Consider the following 24,324-nt stretch of genomic DNA (forward strand, 5'->3'; position numbering starts at 1 on the left):
GAGGAGGTAGAGGCGTGTTTTTAGATTCATTTAAGAAAAATATTATTAATCAGCTCGTAGCAGCGGACGACGGTAGGGTCCTGCACACCCCTATGGAACCTTACTTCCTTGCCTTTACCGGCCAGTTCTCCCCGGGCATGCCCTTTACCTTTTATTTCGAGGACCGGAACAAGCCGGTACTGTTCGTCTACGACCCAACCCCCATTGACCGCCGTTCCAGCCACGCCTCGTTCCTTGAGCACTGCGAGGGGATAAAGGCAAACATCCTGCCCATCACCAGCTTTATGCAGAAACTAGCCGACGAAGGGTATGTGACGGTACGGCCCCTGGACTACAATGAGCGCCCTGAATTGCCCCCGGATTATGCCAATCTGTGGCGCAAGTACAAACAGTTTTACAGCGATGTGATGAACGGGTTATCTTTTGTCTGCTTTTCACGGTTTGTACCGGAGCAGAAGCTCTACGATGTTTGGGTGAAGTTTAATCCTAAGGTGTTGGCGGGGTAGAAGGGAAGCGGAAATCCTTGTTTAGAGGGCAAAATCCCAGTATACTAGGGAAATGAGCCGAAGGTTGCTCATTGGGATACAGGATTTTGCCAGAATTCGAGAGGATGGTTTTTTTTATTATAGATAAAACCGCTCGAAATTATGATTTGATTGCCGGATCGAGAGGGACCTTCTCCCTGTCCCGGCCCCGTTATGGGGACCTCTGCGGTATAACCCAGGAAGAGCTCAAGCGGGATTTTGCACCGGAGATAGGGCAGATTATTTAGGGTAAAAACACTGAAAAGAAAATCTACCTTAATGAACTGAAACGCTGTTATAACGGCTATCGGTTTTCAAAAAATCCGCTTACCGTATACAATTCCTTTGATTTATTGAACCATTTTAATAATAGCGGGTTTTTCGATTATTACTGGTATGCTACCGGTACTCCGACCTTTCTTATCAAGCTGATTGAAGATCAAAAGATCGACATAGTGAACCTGGAAAACGAAAGCGTCATGATGGCGGATTTCCAAAGGTTTGATGCAGAAAACATGGAAGCGGTTCCGGTTCTGTATCAAACAGGTTACTTGACCATTGTTGATTATGACGATGAGCTGGATGAATATTTCCTGGACTATCCCAATGAAGATGTGCGCACATCATTTTCCAAATCATTGATGGAACACTACATTCATGCGCCGGCAAGCGATTTACGGGCATTGATCAGAACCCTGCCAAGGGCGCTTATTCAGGGTGACCTTGCCGGTGCGGTAAATGCGATGAAGTCCTTTCTGACTGACGTGCACTACGATATCCAGATAGGGAATGAGAAATACTACCAAACCGTGTTTCATCTTATTTTCCGGATGCTGGGTTTATTCTACCGATCCGAAGGGCAGGTTATGAAGGAATATCTCTGGCACTGGCGCAGGACGAAAACATGCCCTTCCGTTCATACAGTCTGTCTGCAAAAATAATGCGGAGAAGAAAGGACTATTACCTGATTCTTGAAGATGTGCAGAGCCTCCGGGCAATCAAGGCGACCGCATTCCGGGAAATAGAGGATATGCATTCCAAGGGATTGCTTACACGTTTGGGCAGCGAGAGAAGTGTGCGGTATGAGCTTGATGGCGGGGTAAACCAGCCATAACACAAGGGGTGATACAATTCAAAGGGCTAAGGTTTTTAAAATCGGAAATAGCCAAGTAATATGTGTTCCTACAGAATATCAAGTTGATAACGATGAGCTATGTATCTATAAAATTGGCAATAGTCTTTTTTAGAAAAAATGATCCATGGAAGTTGTGTAAGAGAAATATTACTGAAGTTTAATTCTCAGATAGTAATTATGCTTTTAGTGAAGTACGTTATGATATACAAGATGTATATTTAAAAAAATAATTATTAATTCTAAGCGATGATACATTACTTGCAATGAAATAACACCTGGTTATTTCGAAACATATAAGCAAGATGAGTTATTAAAAAAATATCCAATTCATATATAGTTGATGAAAAGGTTTTAACTAGCAAAGGGAACTATATTATTGTATGGGTATTAAATGATGCTTAAGGATTGCTAATATGTTAATTGGTGGACTTCGATTAAATGGCATTACAAAAAAGTCGCAAGAAAATATGCCATTGATCACGGTTATAACCGTTGTTTATAATGCCAAAGATCAATTGGAAGAAACTATTCTTAGTATAACAGGGCAAACATATAAAAATATTGAATATATTATAATAGATGGCGCTAGTACTGATGGAACATTAGACATCATTAAAAAACATGAGGGTCTAATAGATTATTGGGTAAGCGAACAGGATAATGGTTTATATGATGCTATGAATAAAGGTATTGATTTGACTTCGGGTAACTGGATTAACTTTATGAATAGTGGTGATACATTCTATGATAATAAAACTATAGAATTATTAGTTTCAAATATTAAATATAATGATAGTATTTCTGTATTTTATGGTGATGCTGAAGTGCATTTCAGGTCGGGCATAAATATTATAAAGGCTCCGCTGGCAATTCAAGGTAAAATGAACTTTATGAAATTTCGTCATCAAAGTTCATTCACTAAAACGTCTTGTCTTAAAGAAAGGCATTTTGATGTAAAATACAAAATTGCTGCGGATTTCGATTTGTTTAGATATTTATATATTAATAATGGCAAATTTTGTTATATCCCAATAGTAATATCAAAATACTATGGCATAGAAGGAGTTTCAGTTGACAAGCCAGCTGCGTATGAATATGAAAAATGTAAAATAAATGGGTTTCTTGATAAAAAAATTAATTATGCATTTTTATTTTTTATTATAATATTTGCAATTGGTAAATATCAACTGAGGAAGATATTTCCGACATTTCTTTTAAAAACATATAGAGATTATAAATTTAAATAGAAAAGGATTATCAAAAATAAAGGGTGAAAATGCCTATATATTATACTTTAATGCCACTAATGTTTTTTGGGTCCTTACTGTTGGGTAATATTGCTGGCAGTACAATAAATTTTACACCTATTATTATGGCTTTTCTATTTTTCTATTTTATAACCCTTATAAAAGCAATATACATTTTTGGAATATTTTCTCTTTATCCAATTTATCTTTATACAAGCTTTTTTTTTGTATATACACGTTTATATTTTCATGTAATTGGATATAGATCATTTTTAGATAGTAATACAGTTGTTGGTAGGCATATTTTTAATAATTCAGTTGGTATTATATTTATTTGTATTATTTTTTTGTCTCATTATATAATTGATATTTTCTACACTTGCTCGTTTAGAAAAATAAATATAAAAAACGAATTAATATACTTACCTAAAATTGAATCCTGTGGATTATTTTTAATGATCCTTTTCTCTCCTGCTATAATTTATAAACTATATCTTCAATTCTTATACGTTTCAGAAAATGGCTATGTTTCTATGTATCTTTATGGTTTCAAAAATATTTCTTATCCATTTTGGACAAAGGGAAGCGGGACATTTTTTTTACTCGGTTATTTACTAATTCTTTTTTCGTATCCGGCGAAAAAAATATTTATATTTGCATCAATTATCTATTTTATATATGCCTTAACGGGTAGTCTGAAGGGATCGCGGGGAACACTTTTAGTTCCCCTTGTTGCTATAATTTTTTTTTATTATAAGTTATATCACAGTAAAATATCATTTAAAATGATAATGGTTGTCTTGATATTCTTTGTGCTATTTTCAATAGGACTTGGGAAATATAGAGGCTCTTATGGAAAAAATAAAATTAATGCCTCCATTCAATATGGTATGATTAATTCTTTTTTTTATGGACAGGGTAGTACTATAGATGTTCCTTTGGGCCTTATTTCGGAAAGTAAAAGAATAGAGAAATACCGCCACTTTCCCTTTATTTTTTCTGCACTCTTAAAACCAATATTTTTTCAGCTATATCCTGATAATGGATCTGAACGTTTAATGATAACGTTAGAAAAATATAATAACATGCCAGCTATTGTTACATATATTTTATCGCCTAAGATTTATTTAACAGGGCAGGGTTTGGGTGGTTCTGTAATAGCAGAAATGTACGATTGTGGGAAATTTGTAGGAATAATAGCTTGGTCATTAATACTAGGATTTATCATAAAAATAGTTGATAAAATATTGGTTTTAAGAAATAGGTATATTCCTTTTTGTTGGTTTTTAGTAAATTCGGTTATCGGAATGCCTAGAGATTACTTTTTTTCTTTTTCAAACGCAATACCATATATGATCATAATATTTGTTATTATTAATTTAGTTAATATAATATTTTCATCAAAACAAAAGTTATTAAATTAATGGAAATTTATCGTTAATAATGAATATAGCATTTATATTACCCTCTTTAGCAAATAAAGCTCCAATTAAATTAATAGCAAGTATTTCAAATTATTTAACATTAACAGGTAATTTGTGTTCTGTCTTTTATTTTGATAATATAGTTGAGTTACAATTTAATTGTAAAATAAATAGAATAAGTATGAAAGAAAAAATCGAATTTGATAAATATGATATTATTCATAGCAATATGTATCGCCCTGATAAATACCTATATCATTGGCGAAAGGAAATTAGTAATTCAAAGGTAGTCTCGACGTTGCATTGTGATATTTTTCATGATTTGTATTATACATATAAAAATATATTATTTGCAAAATTCTTTGAAAATATATGGATATATAGATTGAAATATTTCGATAAGGTAATTTGTATTTCCCAATATGTAGAAAATATTTATAAAAATAAAATGAAAAATACAACAGTTATATATAATGGTGTTGAAATAAACAAAACCAGTAATTTTGATTTAGGAATACTAAATAAAATTAATAAATGTCGGGAAGATGGCTATAAATTAATTTTATGCTATGCATATATAACAAAAAGAAAGGGATTAGTTCTACCAATACAAGCAATAAAAGATAAAAAAGACTATGTATTATTTATTATTGGCGATGGACCTGAGAAAAAGAAGTTAATACGTCTTGTAAAATTATATCAATTAACTGGCAGAGTGTTTTTTTTTAGTCAGCAATTTGATCCTTATCTTTATTTGAAATATTTTGATTTATTTATAATGCCATCAATAAATGAAGGTTTTGGTCTTGCGCTTGTAGAAGCAATCTTAATGGGAAAACCATGTATATGTTCAGATATTGAAATATTTAAGGAGCTATTTTCTTCGTTACATGTTACCTTTTTCAACTTAGAAAATATCAATTCTTTGAAATCTGCTATTGACTATGCATATAAATATGGATTAGAAAAAGCTGAAGTGGCTAAAGAATATGCAAGTAAATATTATATGGCCAATAGTATGTGTAAAAAATATTATGAATATTATAATTATTTATTATCATAAAGTTTAAATTACAAATTAACATTATAGAATAATAGGAAAAGTCAATGCACTCTGAAAAGATGATTTCAGCCTCAATAGTTCTTTATAATACAGATCCTTTACAATTGCAAAAAGCAATAGCTTCATATAATCCATCTGAAGAAAAAATATTATATTTAATTGATAATTCACCAGAACAGACAAATATTAAGCATATATTGAATGATAATGGCAATATTCGATATTACTATACAGGTAAAAACAAAGGGTATGGGGCAGGACATAATATCGCAATAAGAATGGCATTAAATGAAAATGCACAATATCATGTAGTGTTAAATCCTGACTTGGAATTTGAACCGCATATAATAGATGAGATTGTTGAGTTTATGGAAATGGACGTTAGTATTGCACAAGTGATGCCTAAAGTTGTTAACTATAAAAAAGAGATTCAGTATTTATGCAAGTTAATTCCAACTCCTATTGACCTAATATATAAAAGATTTTTTCCAGGATCTCTTTTTAAAAAACGTTCATTCATATATCAATTAAAATTTACCAGTTATAATAAACAAATGAATATCCCTTGTTTATCTGGTTGCTTCATGTTTTTCAGGGTATCTGCCCTGGAAACGGCAGGAATATTTGACGAGCGGTTTTTTATGTATGCTGAAGATATAGATATTACGCGTAGAATGCATAAGCTGTATAAAACAATATATTATCCTAAAGTGTCCATTATTCATGCTCATGCAGCGGAATCTTATCATAGTAAGAAAATGATGGTGATGCATATTATTAGTATTATTAAATATTTTAATAAGTGGGGTTGGATATTTGATAATGAACGAACCATAATTAATAAAAATATATTAAAAGAATTGGATTATGAGCGGTTATAATATGTCCATTACAATCAAATTGCTAGTGACAGATTTCTAATGGTAGGAAAAAGAAAATATTTTACATCAATGGCATAAGTTGAAAACATCGCATCTTTTATCCAATATAATATTGATAATACATTCGGGGAATATTTTTCATTGGCTTTATTCGCTATGTTACGTAGGTGGGTTATGTTTTAAATTATTGTCAAAATTATTACATAAGAAATTACCTATTAGCTCAATTAGGGTAAAAAATATTGAGCAAACGCTATGTTTGAATTTTTAAAAATAACAAAAACTATTTTTAAGGTCCTGGTAAAACTCGTTGAAAGGCTTAAAAATACTACAAAAAATGAATTTACTAATAACATTGATGTGATTGTATTTTATACGGAATAAATAAACATAATAATGAATCTAAATATTTTTACTGAAATACCTAAAAAAATTCGACGGTTACTTACACGAAAACAAAAAGTTGAGTTTGTTTTCGTGTTTTTCCTCACAATACTATTTTCAATAATTGAAACAATTGCAGTTTCTATTATTATGCCATTTATTTCTGTGATTTCAAATCCAGTCATTCTTAATGACGGTTTGTATAAGAAATTGTTTGATGCATTTCGTTTTACGAGTAATAATGGCTTTATTATATTTTTTGGAATTTTTATTATTTTATTGTACATTTTTCGTTCAGCCTATAATATATTTTATATATATTTATTAAATAGGTTTTCATTTGGAATGTTTCGGTATCTTATTTTCAATCTCTTTAAAACATATATAACTTTACCATATAAGGTGTACGTGCAGCGGAATTCAACCCAATTTACGGAAGTAATAACAGGAGAAGCCTTTCAAGTAAGTTTACTATTACAGAATTTAATACAAATGTTTTCAGAGACATTTACTGTATTATTGCTTTACATATTAATATTTTTAATGGAATGGCGCATTACATTGATATTAACTATAATATTTGGTTTATCAGTCTTTGGAATAATGACGATAGTAGCAAAGGTGAGTAAACAACAAGGTATAAAACGCACTGAATCGTATCAGGTATTATATCAAATGCTAAGTGAAACTTTTGGGAATTTTAAATTTATTAAGCTTAAAGGAAATGATGGTGGGATATTAAATAATGTAGATCAAACAGCGCAAAAGATAGCTCGTACTCAAATAATAAGCAATTCATTTGGTATTATGCCACGAATAATTTTAGAGTGTTTTGGAGTTTCATGTATTGTTAGTTTAGTTATTATTATTGTTTGGCAATATCATAATTTTGACAAAGTTATTTCATTGATTATGATGTATGCTCTAGCATTTTATAGAATTTTACCTGCAATATCAAGAATGTTAACAAATTTTAATAGTATTATTTATCTTGAGCATCCACTTGATGTTGTTTATAATGATATTTATCAAGAGACAGAGAAGGATGGAAATGATTCAATAATTTTCAAAGAAACAATAAAACTTAGCGGTATTTCATTTTTTTATCTTCCGGATAAGGAAATTTTAAACAATATTTCTCTTGAAATAAAAAGAGGTGAGAAAATCGCTATTACAGGTGAAAGCGGAAGTGGTAAATCAACTCTTGCTGATATTATAATTGGAATTAATAAACCCTTGACAGGGACACTTTATATAGACGATATTCCAGTTACTGAAAAGAATATTCGTATGTGGCGTAATAAGATAGGATATATCCCGCAAAGTATTTATCTTATTGATAATACAGTTGCCGAAAATGTAGCATTTGGTACTGAAATTGATGAAAAAAAAATGATACATGTACTGCAAATGGCAAATATTTGGGATTTTTTACTAACAAAGGAAGGTATAAATACACAAGTAGGGGAAGCTGGGATACAATTAAGCGGTGGACAGAAGCAGCGTATTGGTATTGCAAGAGCTTTATATAATGATCCAGAGGTTTTGGTGCTTGATGAAGCTACATCTTCATTGGATAATGAAACAGAAGCAAAAATTATGGATGAAATATATGAAGTAAGCAATAAAAAAACACTAACACTAATTGTAATTGCGCATAGGCTTTCAACTGTGAATCTTTGCGACAGAGTGATAAAAATCAATAATGGAAAGATAGTGTAAATCAAATTTATGATTAAGCTAAATGGTCATTCGGGTTGTATAATTGAATTGATAAATATAAATGAGAAAAATATTGTTATTAAGAGATCAAAAGATATATCTTATAATAAGCGACTTGAAGAGCAGTGCAAGAAACAGGAAAAATATTCTAGAAATATTTTTAGTGCTGTTAGAGTTATTGATAAAGGTGCTGATAAATCAGGGTTGTTTTGGTTTTCCATGGAATATATTAATGGATTAACTTTAGCTGATTATATGAAAACAATAGAATTACAAAAAATTAAAGACATTGCTCAAGTATTTTTAAGTTTAATTCCCTCGTCTTTTGATAATATTGAATATGATGCAAATGCAAAGAAAATATGTTTATTAAAAGTAAAAACATTATCAGAAAATATCATTGAAAAAAGCGAAATAATTGATGTGGTATTAAATAAGTTGGAAAATTATCAATGGAATTATATACAATATTCAAAATGTCATGGAGATCTAACATTAGAAAACATTATTGTATCACAAAATAATTTATACCTTATAGATTTTCTTGATAGTTTTTATAATAGTTGGCAAATTGATATTGCTAAAGTATTGCAAGATATTGAATTATTTTGGCATTATAGAAAAGAAAAAATAGATAATAATTTATTTATAAGATTATTGGTGCTAAAAGAAATTATGCTGACAGAATTACTTAAAAAGAATGATGGAGAGAAAATAGTAGAGTCAATTTACTATTTATTATTACTTAATTTATTAAGAATATTACCATATACAAAAGATGAATCAACCTATGATTTTTTACAACAAAGCTTAGTGTCTATAAATAGTAAAATTTATCATCGAAATTGGGAGAGATAATTATGAAAACTCTTATTATTCCTTGTGGCGGAAAATCATCCAGATTTCCAAATATGAAACCAAAATATTTATTAACCCATCCAGATGGTAGTTTAATGATTGCAAAATCATTATCAGGTATTAATATGAATATATTTGACAGAGTAATTATTACTATTGTTAAGCAGCATGATGAAGATTATGGATCAAAGTTAATACTTGAACAAATCTTCTATAATAATGATAAAAATATTGAAATTTGTATTTTAGATGATTTTACTACATGTCAAGCTGAGACAGTAATAAAAACCATAGAAAAAAAACATATAACCGGAGAAATTGTTATAAAAGATTCAGATAATTATGTAGAAATTAGCAATATAAATGAGTTTAATAATGCAATAGTCGGGTTAAATATTGAAACTTTTTACAAAGAAATAAACAGGCTATCCGCAAAAAGTTTTTTAATTGTTAATGATCAAGGGTTTATTGTTGATATAATAGAAAAAAAAATTAAATCGCAGTTTATTTGTATTGGAATATATTGTTTTAGCGATGTTGATATATTTATTCGAGCTTATAATAAAATAAAAAAAAATAATGAAAATAACCGCGAAATATATCTCTCTCATGTTATCTCTTATATAATAGGTTTAAATGAAGCTAATTTTAAATTTATTGAGGCGCAGGATTATGAAGATTGGGGTACACTTGATGATTGGAAAATTGTGCAACAGAAATATAAAACATATTTTATTGACCTTGATGGTGTACTTTTGAAAAACAGAGGAAAGTATGGTTTAAAAAACTGGAGTAATAGTATGGATCCTTTAATAGAAAATATAAGCATTGTAAAAGATCTTTATAGTAAAGGAGCTCAGATAATCATTACTACAAGTAGAGAAGAAATATATAGGGAAAATATTAATAAATTTTTTGATGATAATAATATAAAATTGCATGGCTTAATAATGGGATGCAATCATAGTTGTCGTGTTATCGTAAATGATTTTGCACCGACCAATCCTTACCCAAGTTGTGAAGCTATTAACATAAAACGAAATGGGGATTTGTCTGATTATTTATTTTAGTATAGGAGGATTATATGAAAGTATTAATTACTGGAGCTGCAGGATTTGTTGGATCTGAGTTTGCAAAATATTTATTTCAAAAAAATATTGACCTTGTGTTAATTGATAATATGGAATACGGATATAAAGAAAATCTTGTTATAGGAGATAATGGTCAGGAACTCCTTTCAAAATTGATTATTGATGATATTAGAAATCCAGAAATAGCCAAGTATTTTTATGGTGTTGATATTGTTTTCCATTTTGCAGGCATATCTTCACTCCCCGAATGTGAATCAAATCCCGATAAAGCCTTTGAAGTCAATGCATTAGGGGTGATTAATATATTAAATAGTATGCGTGACTCTCATATTAAAAAATTTATAATGGCTTCAACATCTGCACTATATGAAAACAACCACGAAGAAAAAATGACGGAGGATTTAAAAGTATCCCCTAACCTTATTTATGCTACAACGAAGCTCTCGGCAGAACAGATTTGTCGTTCGTATGCTGAAAATTATGAAATGGATATTTTTATTTGTCGTTTTTTTAATGTATATGGACCGCATCAGGATTTTAAGCGACTTCAACCTCCGTTTACTAGTTATTTGATCCGAGAAATAAGCGCGGAAAGAACGCCAATCATATTTAATACTAGCGATGTAAAACGAGATTATATATATATTGACGATTTAATGATTTACCTTGAGATGATAATATATTCTAAAAAGCATTATTGTGCAGATATTTTTAATCTTTGTTCATCTTTTGGATATTCTGCAATGGAAATTGTTAATATGATTTTTGATATATTTGGAAAGCCAGTTAAAGTGAATACCGGTAACCCAATAGACTTTTGGAACAAATATCCTGGCTTGTTTTCAGCAAAATATAATCTTTTGCGCACTAGAATAGAAAAAGAAGTCTATAAAAATTGTATTGGTTCGAATAATAAAATAGAAAACGAATTTAACTATACTTGTCAGATTGGTATGAAAAGCGGGTTAAAAAGGATAGTTGATTTCCAATTAAAAAAATATTAATTGAAAATGTCTGAAAAATATATCTTACTTTATTAAAGTTATCGTGTGATGGCTGTAACATTATTATCATAAGATTATCAGAGAGAAAGCAATGAAAAAAATCGCAATACAGTTATTTGGTCATTTGCGCACTTACAGATCTACTTATAAAAATTTTATAAAAAATGTTGTGGAAGCAAATAGAAATAATGGTTATGACGTAGATGTCTTCATTCATACATGGACAGAATCCGATCATTCAAATATTACTTGGTATAATCAGAATGGACAAAAAAGTAATAAACCAGTAACTGATGATATTATTAAAGAAATTTATAAATATTATAGCCCTAAAAAATTTTTGATAGAAAATCAAATTGAAGTTACGGATCATATAATTACTTCAAAATTTGGATTTAATCATAGTTACAAACATCTTTTTAACTTTACATATACTGTATATAAATCATCGGAATTGAGGCATGATTACAAAAATGAGTTTGGGGAAATTTATGATTATGTAATAGTTACGCGGCCTGATATCATGTTTTATAAACCATTCATACTGGATGACATTCTTGGTTTTTACCAAACAAGAAATATAGATATTCCTGGAAATGGAATATTTTATATTGGTGGAGAGTATAATAAAATTGTGGATAGACGGTTTATTGGCGGAAATGATTTATTATATTTTGGAACTGAATATTCGATTGATAAAGCTACTAATCTTCATACAACGTTAAATCGTAATGAATTAATAAGGAATTTTTATAGCGGTGATTATTTATGGTATAATCATTGGATTAATGGCGCAATGCTTGAGCCAATTGGAATAAAAAATACATATTGGCGATTAATTGGCAAGAGACAGAGAATAAAATTACATGTATTAATATTTCGAATATTTAAAAAAATGATAAAATGTTTATTACCTTATGGTATAGTACATTATCTTATTAAGAGATAATATAATAGTGAAGAATAAACAAAAAATAAAAATAATTAGGCAACAAATATTTATAATAATAGATTGGAATATTGTAATAAAATTAAAATAATATTATTTTATATGAATCATAAAAGTTTCTTATAAATCATATTTGCAATTAACGAATCTAAGCTATATTCCCATGTTCTGATTATTATTTAATAGTGAATAAAATGTTTAAAAAAATATATATATTTTTAACGCTATTTGGTATAGCGCCTCTAAAAACAATACAGGGAATAAAATCATATTCATGGTTTCTTAATGATTTAAGAAATTTTAAAAGACAGTATGATGACGGAGAGGGGGTATTTCCGCTTAAAAGCTTATATCCTTGCCTATATGACAAGCATGATACAAATGGTTCTGTGAAAGGTCATTATTTTCATCAAGATTTACTTGTAGCAAGAAAGATATATATTAATAATCCACATAATCATATAGATATTGGTTCACGTATTGATGGATTTGTTGCGCACATAGCCAGTTTTCGTTCAATCGATGTTCTTGATATACGTCCACTGGCTAAAAGTATACCTAATATAAAGTTTGTACAGCAAGATTTTACAGTTCCTTTAAAAACTGAATTGATAGAATCTTATGATTCTGTTTCATGCCTCCATGCTTTGGAACACTTTGGGCTAGGGAGATATGGTGACCCAATAAATCCTGATGGTTACCTTTTGGGGTTAAAGAATTTGTATGCGATTATAAAAAAAGGTGGAAAATTATATTTTTCAGTACCAATTGGTCCGCAACGCCTTGAATTCAATGCGCATAGGGTTTTTTCAATGAAATATCTATTATCGTTATTTGACAAATACTATAATATTGATAATTTTTCTTTTGTTGATGATAATGGCGATTTACATGAAGATATAAAAATTTCAAATTCTAGCTTAGAAAATAATTTTGGATGCATTTGGGGTTGTGGAATATTTGAGATGACAAAGATTTAATATCTTATTGATTTATTGAATAGGTAGGTAAGTATAATGATATTATTTTGGTCAGACGGTGGACTAGGTAATCAATTTTTTCAATATGTTTTTATTAAAACATTGCAGCAAAAAAATGAAAATGTTATAATATTTGGCAATGGGTTTAAAGATATAGACGATATTTTTGAAAAAATAGAATTTACAAAAATTAAATACTTTTCTAAAATAATCAGTTTTTGTATGAATAGAATTGCTAAATCATTTATTTGTTATTTGGCATACAATAATGTAATTTCATATATATTTGTAAAAGAAGAATATATACTTAGTAAAAAATATCAAAGGGAAGGTGATACTGTTTCTTTTAAAAAAGGATTATTCACGAATATAAAATATATAGAATCAAATTTTTTTCAGTCTGAAATATTCTTTAATAAAGAAATTGTAGGAAAAATTAAGCTAAAACAAAAATTTATAATTCAAGCTGAAAGATTTATTCAGATGATACCAGTAGGCGCTAATAAAATATTTGTTCATATCAGAAGGGGAGACTATGAAAATTTTAAAGTTTGTGAAAAATCAGTTATATTACCGTTTGCTTATTTTCATAGTTGTATAAAATATTTTCTTGAAGTAATAGAAAATCCATATTTTATATTTTTATCTGATGAAATAAACTTAATAAAAACTGAATTTACTTATCTTGAAAATATGATTATTTCAGAAAATCAGCATTACGGTGTTGACTTTGCAATAATGACTTTATGTAATAATGCCATATTGAGCCCAAGTTCATTTAGCTGGTGGGGTAGCTATCTTATGAAAAACAAAGACATAATATTAGCCCCAAAATACTGGATGGGTTTTGCAAGCAGAATTGAGTTTCAAAAAAATCCATTGGCATCATATATGAAAATAGTTGATGTTGAAACATTTGTGATTGATAAATAATGTATAATATTCCGGTTCTTTTTATAATTTTCAATCGCCTTGAAACTACAAAACAGGTTTTTGCTAAAATTCGGGATGCTAAACCAATGATATTATATATTGCCGCTGATGGCCCGCGTGTTGAAAAGGAGGGCGAAAGGACAAAATGTGATATCATTCGTCAATATGTACTTAATGCAATTGATTGGGAATGCGAAGTAAAAACCCTTTTTTCCGAAATAAACCAAGGATGTAAATGGGCTATTATCAAAGCAATAAATTGGTTTTTTGAAACTGAAGATTTCGGTATCATTCTGGAAGATGACTGTATACCGCACCTAGATTTTTTTCGTTTTTGTATGGAGTTAAATTTATTGTACAAGAATGACAATGATATATTTGCAATATCAGGAACAAATATAAATGTTAAAGAAGATATTGAATATGATTATTTTTTTTCAATATTTGGGGGTAATTGGGGTTGGGCAACCTGGAAACGGGCATGGGTATATTTTACAGATAATATTAAACCAATGATGATTGCTAAAAATTGGAAAATAATAAAGCATAATATTAACAATAACAGAGCATATTATACAATTAAAAAAAATTTAAAGTCAAAAGAAGCAAAGATTCAAATGGACACGAGTGCATGGGACTATCAATGGTTGTTTATTCGAAGCCTAATGAATAAAAAAACAATAGTACCAAAATATAATTTAGTTTCAAATATTGGATTTGGTTCAGATTCAAGCCATACGTTCGATGAAAATCATCCTTTGGGGAATTTACCGATACATGAATTAGAAGCAACTTTAAAACATCCGGGAGATACGAATGTTTTAAAGACGTATGATAAACAATTTTCATTTTATGTAGTAGCGCCATTTTTTAAAAGAGTGATATTAAGATTAAAAATGATTATAGGAATTAAAATTTGAATGTTTTTATTAAGAAGAATATATAAAAAATATAAATTAAATAAAGTTATTCATAAAAATCATAGGTATATAAAAATCGATGAAACTGCAATGATATTACCTGAGTGTACTATAGAATTTAGAACACAACGAAAATCCCAAAGCATTATTATAGGTAATGATTCAATGATTAATAATAATTTTATATTTGAATCAATAACGGGATCAATTATTATTGGGGAAAGAACATTCATAAATAGTGATACTAATTTAATTTCAATTAATAAAATTGAAATAGGAAACGATGTTGAAATTGCATGGGGGTGTAATATATACGATCATAATTCACATTCGTTTGACTGGAATAATAGGCATAAAGATTTATTTGATATGAGAAATAATTATCAGCAATATGGGGATTTTGTGCGGAATAAAGATTGGACTACAGTAAAAAGCGCCCCAATAAAAATAAACAATAAAGTATGGATTGGTTTTGGTTGTACAATACTAAATGGTGTTACAATCGGCGAAGGAGCTATTATTGGTGCAAAATCAGTTGTACGTGAAGATGTAGAACCATGGGTGGTTGTTGCTGGAAATCCAGCAAAAATTATAAAAAGAATTAGAAAATAATATTTTTAAATATATTGAGGTGATATTATTTTATAAAAACACATGCTGAATATATTTAGCAATATAAAGTTGGCAGGTAAGTAAATGAAAGTATTGTATGATTATCAAATATTTTCGAGCCAGAAATTTGGTAATATTTCACGATATTTTGAGGAATAATAGTAATATTATGAAGATATTATATGATCACCAAGTATTTTCATGGCAGAAGTTTGGTGGGATTTCCCGTTATTTTTATGAATTAATGATGCACAGTCAAGGTCTATTCGATTATGAATTATCAGGAATATTTTCTGATAATGAATATATGGGAACATTAAAAACATATAAAAATTTTTTAATACCATATCAATTTAAAGGGAAGCAAAGAATAGTAAATACACTGAATAGAACACAATCAATTAATTTAATAAAAAAAGCAAAATATGATATCATACATCCTACATATTATGATCCATATATATTGAAATTGAAAAAAACAAATAGAATTCCACTTATCATTGATGTACATGATATGATTTATGAAAAATTTCCGAAAAATTTTAGAAATCCTCAAAAAGTTATAAATAATAAAAGAAAATATTTTATTCGGGCAGATAAGATAGTCGCAACATCAGAAAAAACGAAAGAGGATTTATTATCAATTTATTCTGATATTCCTGAAAATAAGATTGTTGTGATTTATCGTGGAAATACTTTTCCTGTTAATAATATCGAACAAGAAAAAGAAAGATATTTGTTGTTTACCGGAAGTAGACATGGATATAAAAATTTTAATAATTTTATTATTGCAATAGCTCCATTAATGAATAAATATAATTTAAAATTAATTTGTACCGGACAGAAATTTTCCAATAAAGAAATGAGATTATTTGAAAATTATAAAATAGAAAATATGGTTTTTTGTAAAATGGTAACAGATTGTGAATTAATAGAATTATATCGTAAGGCTTCTGCTTTTATCTTTCCATCACTTTACGAAGGATTTGGATTGCCAATTCTTGAAGCCTTTTCTTCTGGGTGCCCGATAATTCTTAGTAATTCTAGCTGTTTTCCCGAAATAGCTGGTGATGCGGCCGAATATTTTGACCCTTGTAGTTTAGAAGATATGCGTGTGGTTATTGAGAAAGTAATAACATCTTCTAGCCTTCGGGAACAATTAATAAGTAAAGGAAAAGAAAGGGTGAAACAATTTTCATGGGAAAGATGTGCTAATGAAACAGCACAGGTATATTCGAGTTTATTAGGGAATGTGCAGCTTGCACGGTAAGGAAAAACAAAATGATGATAAGGAATTGAATATTCATGAATGAAGAACAGGATAACGAAAAAGGGATTAATTTAATTGATGTTCTTGCGATACTTTGGCATCGAAAGGTTATGATAATTGTTACTACTCTTATTGCTATAGTTGGAGTGGTTATATATTCGGTTTTATCCCTCGTCTTGCCTCCTGAAAAATCCCCACTTCCCAATCAATATACTCCTACAGCCCTCATGCTCATTAATAATAGCTCTTCATCAGGTAGTGGTATATCCACTATGCTTAGTGCAAGCGGCCTCGGAGGTTTATCAGCTCTTGCCGGAGTTAATGCTAGTGCATCTTTTAGTGATCTTGCCATTTTTCTTGTTAGTACTAATTCCTTTTTAGATGCAGTAGTTGATGAATTTGACCTTATTACTCAGTATAAAATCGAAAAATTCCCGCGAGCGGAAAGCCGGAAAAAAGTAAAGAAGCAGCTTACTGCATCCTATGATGAGAAAAGCGGTGTTTTTAGCCTTAGTTTTACCGATATTAATCCGGTTTTTGTGCAGCAAGTGGTTAATTTCTGTATGCATTATCTTGAAGCCTGGTTTAACGAATTGGGCCTTGATAAAAATAAGCTGGAACGGGAAAACCTGGAACGAAACATCGAAAATACCTTCCGGGAAATACAAAATTTGGAGCAGGAAAGCCAGAAATTGGGTGTTTCGGTTACCGGTGGTGGGGCGGCAGCGACTATACCCTCAATAGCCTTAGAACAGCGCCGTATTGCCTTGGAATTGGGCGCCCAACAGCAGGTTTATACTCAGCTTAAAGTCCAGTATGAACTTCTGAAAGTAACCATGGCCAGCGAAAAGCCGGTTTTCCAAATCCTTGAAATGGCCGAAATTCCGGACCAGAAATCCGGTCCGAACCGGGGAATGCTTTGCATTATCGTAACCTTTGCTGCCGGTTTTTTTTCAGTGTTCCTCGCCTTTATTATGAATGCTATCGCTAATATCAGAAAAGACCCTGAAGCCATGGCAAAACTGCGGGGGACCCATACTTGAAACTGCGATTAATTATTCTTCGTTTTGCTATCTATTTATGCCTCAATAATTCTGGTGAAAACAATGAAAAATAAAAACTGGTTGTACCTATTTATTTCTGTTATGCCGCCATTTATATTTATGTTTTATTTTTATGCAAGAAATTCTTCATATCTGAATTACTGGCATGTTTTTATTGTGGCGATAACTTTAGCATTTTGTGGTGCTATTTTTTATTGGATTGTTGCCTTGGTTGGAAAATCGTCACAGGCAGCATCGCTTATGATAGTTGTTTTTTGGATATTATTTTTTATCATTGGAAATATTTATAGAAAAATATTACTTCCAATAGTTGTACGTTTATCCAGGTTGTCCAGATATTCAATATTGTTTATATTGATAATTTTGTTTTTAGTTGTCGTGTTTTGTATTGGACATCGGTTACGAAAAAAAGAACCATTTTTATTTATAGCTGTATTTGAAGCGGCTATATTTTTGTTGAATATTGTCCCTGCAACTTTTTCATTTGTTTCAAGTAAGAATTCGCCCGTTTCTGATTTAGGTTACGTAAAAACATTTAACATTGACTCTGATACTCTAACCCCCAATATATATTGGTTGTTTATGGACGGCATGCTGGGATTCAAAGCTATGGAAGACCTCTTTGACGATTCTCAGTTGAAATTTGAATCTCACTTAATAGAGCGCGGTTTTCTTGTTAACCGTGAGGCACAGTTCGAAATAGGTCATGCCACTGTCAGAGCTGTTCCAGCATTAATGAGTCCTAATTATTATGACTCAACCATGACCCCTATACTGACATCAATTAATCTGGATAATTATGATTCGTCCCAGAAGTCTTTAACGAACTTGGATACGATTTTTGGACGGCGAAACAATGAGTTGCTTCTGGGATTTAATGCCAGAGGCTATCAAACAAATATTCTCGCAATTAGCCTCACTAGATATTTTTATCCAGTGACGACACATTATTATATTAATGGGAAAGAATTAAAAATAAACGGTATGGATGTTTCGGAGCTTGCAAGTATTAACCAACTAGAGGAACTTTTTGAGCTTCTAGAAAACACGGCGCTTTCCGGTCTCATTTTTACACATATAATAATTCCTTTTATTGGGAAATTTAAGGATAACTCGATGGAAATGATAAATATAAAATCATCTGGTATTGATAAAAAATCAATCTACGGAGCTGCTTATCCAGGCGGCGATACTTGGCATATTGACGCTTTAGCTAAAATAATGGAAAGACCGGAACCGCAAATATGCATCATACATGATTCAAAAGCTCATTTTCCTTTTTATTTAAATGAAGATGGTTCTACTGCTGCCAGAACAGAAAGAACGATTTTGGACCCTTATAATTATCCACCTCAGCATCGTTATGTAAGAAATATGCTGGTTAACTTTATTGACCTGATTATTGCTTCAGATCCTGATGCAGTAATCGTGATACAGGCTGATCATGGTTTGCATAGTGAAGAAACCCGGAAACAAATGCTTGCGATATCTGGCGGTGACGCAGAAAAAGTACGGTTAATGCAAAATCAGACAATGAGCGCGGTAAGGATACCGGAACGTTGGGGCGGTTTGGATGTGCCACTTGATCCGCTTAATATTACCCGGGAATTGGTCAATCGGTATGTTGGCCCTAATTATGAATTATTGGATGCCCATCCATAATAATATCGTTAGAGAAAGATAAGGAGAAATTTATGTACCTTGATCCAGGTTTTGGGAGCATGGTTATTCAGTTGCTTATCGCGGGAATCGCTGCTGCGGGTTCTTTTTTTTATATTTTTCGGCAAAAACTAAAGATATTTTTTATCCGGCTAAGAAATAAAAAAAACAAAAGCAAGGCGGAAGAAGATGTAACTCCCGCTAAATTCGAATAAGTAGACGGCGTATGATATCGATTGATACGGCAAAGCAAGAGAACGAATTTAGTTCCTTTCGGGACCCCTCGGGCTTGGTATTTGAACATGATGGTCTGGTTTACCGGAAAATATACCCCGTATATATGAACCAGTACCGGCACTTGATGTCTTCTGGTTTATATGATGCGTTAATTACAGCACGGCTATTGGTCCCCCATGAGACAGTCAATCAGGAAAATCTTAATGAACTGCTGATCCTTCCTGAACAGGTGCCTTTTATTTCATATCCCTATGAATGGTGTTTTGAACAGTACCAGGATGCTGCTTTAACAACCCTGCGTATACAGCTTCTAGCCATGCAGTTTGGCATGGCCCTGAAAGATGCAAGCGCCTATAATATCCAGTTTATAAACGGGCACGCTGTGCTTATAGACACCCTGTCCTTTGAAATGTATAAAGAAGGCCCATGGGTTGCATACGGGCAATTTTGCAGACATTTTTTTGCACCCCTGATGCTTATGCTCCATGTGGATCAGCGTATGGGTAAACTGATGCAGGAGTATATTGACGGTATCCCCCTGGACCTTGCGGATCGGCTATTGCGAGGGAAAGGCGGGTTTGCCGCATGGCAGCATATACACATTCATGCCATGGCGGTGACTCGCTACGGGCAGGCAGGAGGGAAAGCAGGGGAGCCGCCTCGGCTAACTCTCAGTAAAGCTATGCTTGTTGCGATGATTGAGTCGCTGATACGTTCAGTACAGAGCTTGAAGCCTAAAAAACAGATTACCGAATGGGGGGATTATTATTCTGCCACGAATTATACCGATAATTCTGCGCAGCAGAAAGAAGCTCTTGTCGGGCGTTATCTGGACAGGACTGCCCCCGTTTCTCTGGTGTGGGATTTTGGCGCCAATGACGGGCGGTATTCCCGGTGTGCCATAGGCCAGGGCGCGTATGCCGTTGCATTTGATATTGATCCGGTTGCGGTAAGCCGGAATTACTTTGCTGCCCGAAAATCGGGGGAGAAAATGCTGCCCTTGTTGCTTGACCTGACCTGCCCGAGTCCCGCCATCGGCTTTGCAAACAGGGAACGCAAAACTATTGCCCAACGGAAGAGGCCGGATGTAGTCCTGATGCTGGCGGTAGTACACCATTTGGCTATTTCAAATAATTTGCCATTAGAGATGTTGGCAGCATGGCTGTCATCATTATGTAAATATCTTATTATTGAGTTTGTGCCAAAAAGCGATTCACAGGTTGGACTATTGCTAAAAACACGCATTGATATATTTCCCGATTACCACGAGAAGGGGTTCGAATTGGCTTTTAGCAAGTATTTTCAATTATGTAAAAAGACATTGATACCGCAAAGCGAACGTACTTTGTATTTATTTAAGGCCACCTAAAAACTATAATTGTCCCAAGATAAAAAATGGCGATTGATCAAAATAATTTTAAGGGTAATTTTATAGTAAACTGTTCAAAGTTTTCAAGGAAAATGATATTACAAAATTTTCGGCTGATGAAATTACGGGGGACCCACACTTGAAGCGGCAAATGATAGGTTTGTTCTTTTTACTTATACCTTTGAGTGCCTTTGCACAAGAGACCAGTGTTACCGAAGCAGCGCGGCAATCCAATGCTTTACAGCAATCCGCCCAGTTAGCCCTCTCCAGCCCCGATTACCGGGTCACTGCCGGGGACATCTATACCCTGGAATATGCCGCCGGTACCGTCCCTGTGGTCTACAAGATCGTCGTGGATACCAGTTACCGCATTAAGGTCTCTAATCTGGGCGTGATTAACGCCGCCGGGAAAAGTTACCAGCAGCTTAAGGCCGAAGTCGAAGCCATCGTTACCAACAACTACCCCTTAAGCGGGGGCCAGCTGGTCCTCACCTCCCCGGCGTCCTTCCGGGTCCAGATCGCCGGGGAGGTGCAAAATTCTCGGGAAGTCGTAACCTGGGCCTTAGCCCGGCTTTCCGGTCTCTTAGGCGACGAAAACCTAACCCCCTATTCCTCTCTTAGGGATGTGTCGGTAACATCCCTGAATGGCCAAACCCGGGCCTATGACCTCTTTAAGGCCCAGCGCTTCGGGGATATGTCCCAGGACCCCTATCTCCGCCCCGGGGATGTGATTACGGTGAACCATATTACCCGGGTGGTCTCCGTGACTGGGGAAGTGGAACGTCCTGGGGAATATCAGTTGCTGCCCGGGGAAAGCCTCCAGGAACTGGTTGCCTACTATGCCAGCGGACTCTCCCCGATAGCCGACCCTTCCCGGATAGAACTGGTGCGGCAGGTGGGGAGCGCTGTCGATTCAGGGGATAAGATCTACCTGACCCGGGATGCTATTAATTCAGGTTACCCCTTGCAGCATCTGGACACTATTCGGGTTCCTTCGATCGCTGAACTTATTCCGGTAATGTTTGTGGAGGGGGCGGTCCGGGTGACCGAAGAGGGGGACGAGCTGACCACCGCTACCCGGCTGACGATCCGGTTCAATGCAGGGGAGAACTACGCTTCCCTGGTACAGCGGAACCAGGCCTGGTTCTCGGCTATTTCGGACACTAAAAACGCCTACCTCATCCGGGGGGCTGAACGTATTCCCTTAAACCTGAATCCTATGCTCTATGATTCGTCGTACCGCAGTCAGTATTTGGTGGAGCATAACGATACCCTGATCATTCCCTTCCGGCAGTACTTTGTAACGGTGTCCGGTGCGGTCTATTCGCCGGGGCGCTTCCCCTACATTCCTGACCGGTCCTGGGACTACTATATCGGCTTGGCCGGGGGCTTTCTTCCGGAACGAAATACCCGCGAGAAAGTGGATATCGTGGACCTGGCGGGGAAGAAGCTGACGAAGAAGGATATTATTACCCCGGAAACGAACATCACCGCTCGGGCGAACAGCGGACTGTATTATTTTAACCAGTATGGGCCGGTAATTACCACCGTGTTGTCTGTTGTTTCTACCTTTATTACCGTTACTCTGCTTATTACGCAGTAAATGCCATCTTATCTTCTTGTCTTTTGCCATCTAAAATTGACCATGAATTTGGATATTTTTCGTGTATAATGAAACCAATAGTATAGGTAATACGCGTTTTGATTACGTTGATGTATTAAGGGGTATTGCAGTTTTAGGAGTAATAGCAGTACATACTGGTCAACATGGAAATATTACTGTTCCTGATTTGATAAAGCCTGTCATTAATAATGGCCAAATGGGTGTACAACTTTTTTATCTAACCAGTGCTTTTACACTTTTCTTGTCATTGAAAACACGCTTTTCACATGAACATTTCCCTATTAGAAATTTTTTTATTAGAAGATATTTTAGAATTGCACCAATGTTTTATATAGCAATCATTGTTTATTATTTCGGATCGAATCAGCCGGGAATTACAGTGTGGAATATTTTAGCGCATTTTACATTTTTACATGGTTTTAGGCCTTCGTGGATTAATACATTAGTTCCTGGAGGTTGGTCTGTTGGTGTTGAGATGATATTTTATGCATTAATGCCTATAATATTTTATAAAGTAAATAATATAAATAGTGCTACAAAATTACTGCTAATTTCAATAATATTGATCCCGTTTTATGTGTTGTTGTCAACAATAATTTCAGTTGGTGATTTTGGCTATTATTGGTATCAATTTTTTCCTAATCAATTACCTTTGTTTTGTTTGGGAATAATTATGTATTTTATCATTATTGAAAATAAAAGTTTGTGGGAAGTATCAAAAAGAACTTTGTTATTATTAAGCCTGTGTATATTGGGACTATTGTTTACCGGAGTAGGATCACATGTTTTATTTGGAATAGGGTTTTTGTTATTTTCAATTTCTCTGAGCCATGATAAATTAAAAATATTTGTAAACCCATTTTTTATTTATTTAGGTAAAATAAGCTTCAGTATGTATTTAGTACATTTTGGAGTATTAAAAATATTGACAAAAATAAAATTTATAGATTATGTAAATAATGGCATAATAAATTATATTATTAGGTTTGTTATCGTTACATTAATAGCAGCAATAATATCATCCGTGTCATATAATATTATTGAGAAACCATTTCAAAAAATAGGGGCTAAAATTATAAAAAAAATGGAGAGGTAACAATGCGCTTTTCGTTGTTTTCCTGGTGTTTTTATTTCCTTTAAAAATGACATTATTCAGAAAAATGTCCCGCCTATATTCTCCCCTGTCCTTACTTGGAGCGAATATACCCCACTGCTTACGTACTTGCTGCGGGGTATGTTGATTAATTCTTGTCCTTCCCGGCTTCCAGCAGCTTGCGCTTAAGCTCTGCAATCGTCTAGTCCGGACCTGTAGTCCATGGCCGCCTTCTCACGGAATAGAGTCCGCGCCCATAGTTCCCCTATCAGGGCTGCCAT

At 32.9% G+C, this 24,324-nt stretch carries 23 protein-coding genes; all 23 read left to right on the top strand.

Going from position 1 to position 24,324, the window contains the following annotated elements; genetic code table 11:
- Positions 1-14: 14 nt before the first annotated feature.
- Positions 15-506 carry a hypothetical protein gene (locus TREPR_RS01845; protein ID WP_015706581.1) on the top strand — a complete coding sequence of 164 codons (492 nt, stop codon included), beginning with the start codon at positions 15-17 and terminating at the stop codon, positions 504-506.
- Between the two features lie 104 nt (positions 507-610).
- Positions 611-772 carry a hypothetical protein gene (locus TREPR_RS18545; RefSeq protein WP_169313399.1) on the top strand — a complete coding sequence of 54 codons (162 nt, stop codon included), beginning with the start codon at positions 611-613 and terminating at the stop codon, positions 770-772.
- A gap of 105 nt (positions 773-877) precedes the next feature.
- A complete protein-coding gene (locus TREPR_RS01850) occupies positions 878-1,465 on the top strand; it encodes a hypothetical protein (RefSeq protein WP_041610973.1) in 588 nt (195 codons plus the stop codon).
- A complete protein-coding gene (locus TREPR_RS18550; protein ID WP_169313400.1) occupies positions 1,465-1,638 on the top strand; it encodes a hypothetical protein in 174 nt (57 codons plus the stop codon). The genes TREPR_RS01850 and TREPR_RS18550 overlap by 1 nt, the downstream gene beginning before the upstream one ends.
- Before the next feature lie 434 nt (positions 1,639-2,072).
- Positions 2,073-2,906: a glycosyltransferase family 2 protein gene (locus TREPR_RS01855; protein ID WP_015706583.1), complete on the top strand. Its 834-nt coding sequence runs from the start codon at positions 2,073-2,075 to the stop codon at positions 2,904-2,906.
- Between the two features lie 29 nt (positions 2,907-2,935).
- Complete coding sequence (gene wzy, locus TREPR_RS01860; protein ID WP_015706584.1) at positions 2,936-4,330, top strand: O-antigen polysaccharide polymerase Wzy; 1,395 nt, start codon at positions 2,936-2,938, stop codon at positions 4,328-4,330.
- Between the two features lie 19 nt (positions 4,331-4,349).
- Positions 4,350-5,393 carry a glycosyltransferase family 4 protein gene (locus TREPR_RS01865; RefSeq protein WP_015706585.1) on the top strand — a complete coding sequence of 348 codons (1,044 nt, stop codon included), beginning with the start codon at positions 4,350-4,352 and terminating at the stop codon, positions 5,391-5,393.
- Between the two features lie 44 nt (positions 5,394-5,437).
- Positions 5,438-6,274 carry a glycosyltransferase gene (locus tag TREPR_RS01870; RefSeq protein WP_015706586.1) on the top strand — a complete coding sequence of 279 codons (837 nt, stop codon included), beginning with the start codon at positions 5,438-5,440 and terminating at the stop codon, positions 6,272-6,274.
- 534 nt (positions 6,275-6,808) lie between these two features.
- Positions 6,809-8,380 (top strand): ABC transporter ATP-binding protein, encoded by a 1,572-nt coding sequence (locus TREPR_RS01875; RefSeq protein WP_245534814.1) that lies wholly within the window; start codon positions 6,809-6,811, stop codon positions 8,378-8,380.
- A gap of 9 nt (positions 8,381-8,389) precedes the next feature.
- Entirely contained in the window at positions 8,390-9,238 is an 849-nt protein-coding gene (locus TREPR_RS01880) for an aminoglycoside phosphotransferase family protein (protein WP_015706588.1), read from the top strand.
- Between the two features lie 2 nt (positions 9,239-9,240).
- Complete coding sequence (locus TREPR_RS01885) at positions 9,241-10,308, top strand: hypothetical protein (RefSeq protein ID WP_015706589.1); 1,068 nt, start codon at positions 9,241-9,243, stop codon at positions 10,306-10,308.
- A gap of 14 nt (positions 10,309-10,322) precedes the next feature.
- Positions 10,323-11,333, top strand: coding sequence for an NAD-dependent epimerase/dehydratase family protein (locus tag TREPR_RS01890; protein ID WP_015706590.1), 1,011 nt, complete (start codon positions 10,323-10,325; stop codon positions 11,331-11,333).
- Between the two features lie 91 nt (positions 11,334-11,424).
- Positions 11,425-12,282, top strand: coding sequence for a hypothetical protein (locus TREPR_RS01895; protein WP_015706591.1), 858 nt, complete (start codon positions 11,425-11,427; stop codon positions 12,280-12,282).
- A 194-nt stretch (positions 12,283-12,476) separates the two neighbouring features.
- Entirely contained in the window at positions 12,477-13,262 is a 786-nt protein-coding gene (locus tag TREPR_RS01900; RefSeq protein WP_081468617.1) for a DUF268 domain-containing protein, read from the top strand.
- 36 nt (positions 13,263-13,298) lie between these two features.
- Positions 13,299-14,195, top strand: a complete 897-nt coding sequence (locus tag TREPR_RS01905) for an alpha-1,2-fucosyltransferase (protein ID WP_015706593.1) — start codon at positions 13,299-13,301, stop codon at positions 14,193-14,195.
- Positions 14,195-15,115, top strand: a complete 921-nt coding sequence (locus TREPR_RS01910) for a hypothetical protein (protein ID WP_015706594.1) — start codon at positions 14,195-14,197, stop codon at positions 15,113-15,115. The genes TREPR_RS01905 and TREPR_RS01910 overlap by 1 nt, the downstream gene beginning before the upstream one ends.
- A complete protein-coding gene (locus TREPR_RS01915; RefSeq protein WP_015706595.1) occupies positions 15,116-15,727 on the top strand; it encodes an acyltransferase in 612 nt (203 codons plus the stop codon). It abuts the gene before it with no gap.
- A 169-nt stretch (positions 15,728-15,896) separates the two neighbouring features.
- Complete coding sequence (locus tag TREPR_RS01920) at positions 15,897-16,997, top strand: glycosyltransferase family 4 protein (protein WP_041611367.1); 1,101 nt, start codon at positions 15,897-15,899, stop codon at positions 16,995-16,997.
- Positions 16,998-17,032: 35 nt separating this feature from the next.
- Positions 17,033-18,040 carry a GumC domain-containing protein gene (locus TREPR_RS01925; RefSeq protein ID WP_015706597.1) on the top strand — a complete coding sequence of 336 codons (1,008 nt, stop codon included), beginning with the start codon at positions 17,033-17,035 and terminating at the stop codon, positions 18,038-18,040.
- Positions 18,041-18,103: 63 nt separating this feature from the next.
- Entirely contained in the window at positions 18,104-19,723 is a 1,620-nt protein-coding gene (locus TREPR_RS01930; RefSeq protein WP_015706598.1) for a hypothetical protein, read from the top strand.
- Positions 19,724-19,946: 223 nt separating this feature from the next.
- Positions 19,947-21,326 carry a hypothetical protein gene (locus tag TREPR_RS01940; protein WP_015706600.1) on the top strand — a complete coding sequence of 460 codons (1,380 nt, stop codon included), beginning with the start codon at positions 19,947-19,949 and terminating at the stop codon, positions 21,324-21,326.
- A gap of 151 nt (positions 21,327-21,477) precedes the next feature.
- Positions 21,478-22,929: an SLBB domain-containing protein gene (locus TREPR_RS01945; RefSeq protein ID WP_425358175.1), complete on the top strand. Its 1,452-nt coding sequence runs from the start codon at positions 21,478-21,480 to the stop codon at positions 22,927-22,929.
- 61 nt (positions 22,930-22,990) lie between these two features.
- Positions 22,991-24,046: an acyltransferase family protein gene (locus TREPR_RS17755; protein ID WP_015706602.1), complete on the top strand. Its 1,056-nt coding sequence runs from the start codon at positions 22,991-22,993 to the stop codon at positions 24,044-24,046.
- Positions 24,047-24,324 lie beyond the last annotated feature (278 nt).

This window comes from Treponema primitia ZAS-2 (assembly GCF_000214375.1).
In the GTDB taxonomy this organism is placed as follows: Bacteria; Spirochaetota; Spirochaetia; order Treponematales; family Breznakiellaceae; genus Termitinema; species Termitinema primitia.

What these genes read in the sequence shown, in the direction of transcription:
- TREPR_RS18545 (WP_169313399.1), top strand. Translation starts at nt 611, where the DNA reads ATGGTTTTTTTTATTATAGATAAAACCGCTCGAAATTATGATTTGATT.
- TREPR_RS18550 (WP_169313400.1), top strand. Translation starts at nt 1,465, where the DNA reads ATGCGGAGAAGAAAGGACTATTACCTGATTCTTGAAGATGTGCAGAGC.
- TREPR_RS01855 (WP_015706583.1), top strand. Translation starts at nt 2,073, where the DNA reads ATGTTAATTGGTGGACTTCGATTAAATGGCATTACAAAAAAGTCGCAA.
- wzy (WP_015706584.1), top strand. Translation starts at nt 2,936, where the DNA reads ATGCCTATATATTATACTTTAATGCCACTAATGTTTTTTGGGTCCTTA.
- TREPR_RS01865 (WP_015706585.1), top strand. Translation starts at nt 4,350, where the DNA reads ATGAATATAGCATTTATATTACCCTCTTTAGCAAATAAAGCTCCAATT.
- TREPR_RS01870 (WP_015706586.1), top strand. Translation starts at nt 5,438, where the DNA reads ATGCACTCTGAAAAGATGATTTCAGCCTCAATAGTTCTTTATAATACA.
- TREPR_RS01875 (WP_245534814.1), top strand. Translation starts at nt 6,809, where the DNA reads ATGCCATTTATTTCTGTGATTTCAAATCCAGTCATTCTTAATGACGGT.
- TREPR_RS01880 (WP_015706588.1), top strand. Translation starts at nt 8,390, where the DNA reads ATGATTAAGCTAAATGGTCATTCGGGTTGTATAATTGAATTGATAAAT.
- TREPR_RS01885 (WP_015706589.1), top strand. Translation starts at nt 9,241, where the DNA reads ATGAAAACTCTTATTATTCCTTGTGGCGGAAAATCATCCAGATTTCCA.
- TREPR_RS01890 (WP_015706590.1), top strand. Translation starts at nt 10,323, where the DNA reads ATGAAAGTATTAATTACTGGAGCTGCAGGATTTGTTGGATCTGAGTTT.
- TREPR_RS01895 (WP_015706591.1), top strand. Translation starts at nt 11,425, where the DNA reads ATGAAAAAAATCGCAATACAGTTATTTGGTCATTTGCGCACTTACAGA.
- TREPR_RS01900 (WP_081468617.1), top strand. Translation starts at nt 12,477, where the DNA reads ATGTTTAAAAAAATATATATATTTTTAACGCTATTTGGTATAGCGCCT.
- TREPR_RS01905 (WP_015706593.1), top strand. Translation starts at nt 13,299, where the DNA reads ATGATATTATTTTGGTCAGACGGTGGACTAGGTAATCAATTTTTTCAA.
- TREPR_RS01910 (WP_015706594.1), top strand. Translation starts at nt 14,195, where the DNA reads ATGTATAATATTCCGGTTCTTTTTATAATTTTCAATCGCCTTGAAACT.
- TREPR_RS01915 (WP_015706595.1), top strand. Translation starts at nt 15,116, where the DNA reads ATGTTTTTATTAAGAAGAATATATAAAAAATATAAATTAAATAAAGTT.
- TREPR_RS01920 (WP_041611367.1), top strand. Translation starts at nt 15,897, where the DNA reads ATGAAGATATTATATGATCACCAAGTATTTTCATGGCAGAAGTTTGGT.
- TREPR_RS01925 (WP_015706597.1), top strand. Translation starts at nt 17,033, where the DNA reads ATGAATGAAGAACAGGATAACGAAAAAGGGATTAATTTAATTGATGTT.
- TREPR_RS01930 (WP_015706598.1), top strand. Translation starts at nt 18,104, where the DNA reads ATGAAAAATAAAAACTGGTTGTACCTATTTATTTCTGTTATGCCGCCA.
- TREPR_RS01940 (WP_015706600.1), top strand. Translation starts at nt 19,947, where the DNA reads ATGATATCGATTGATACGGCAAAGCAAGAGAACGAATTTAGTTCCTTT.
- TREPR_RS01945 (WP_425358175.1), top strand. Translation starts at nt 21,478, where the DNA reads ATGATAGGTTTGTTCTTTTTACTTATACCTTTGAGTGCCTTTGCACAA.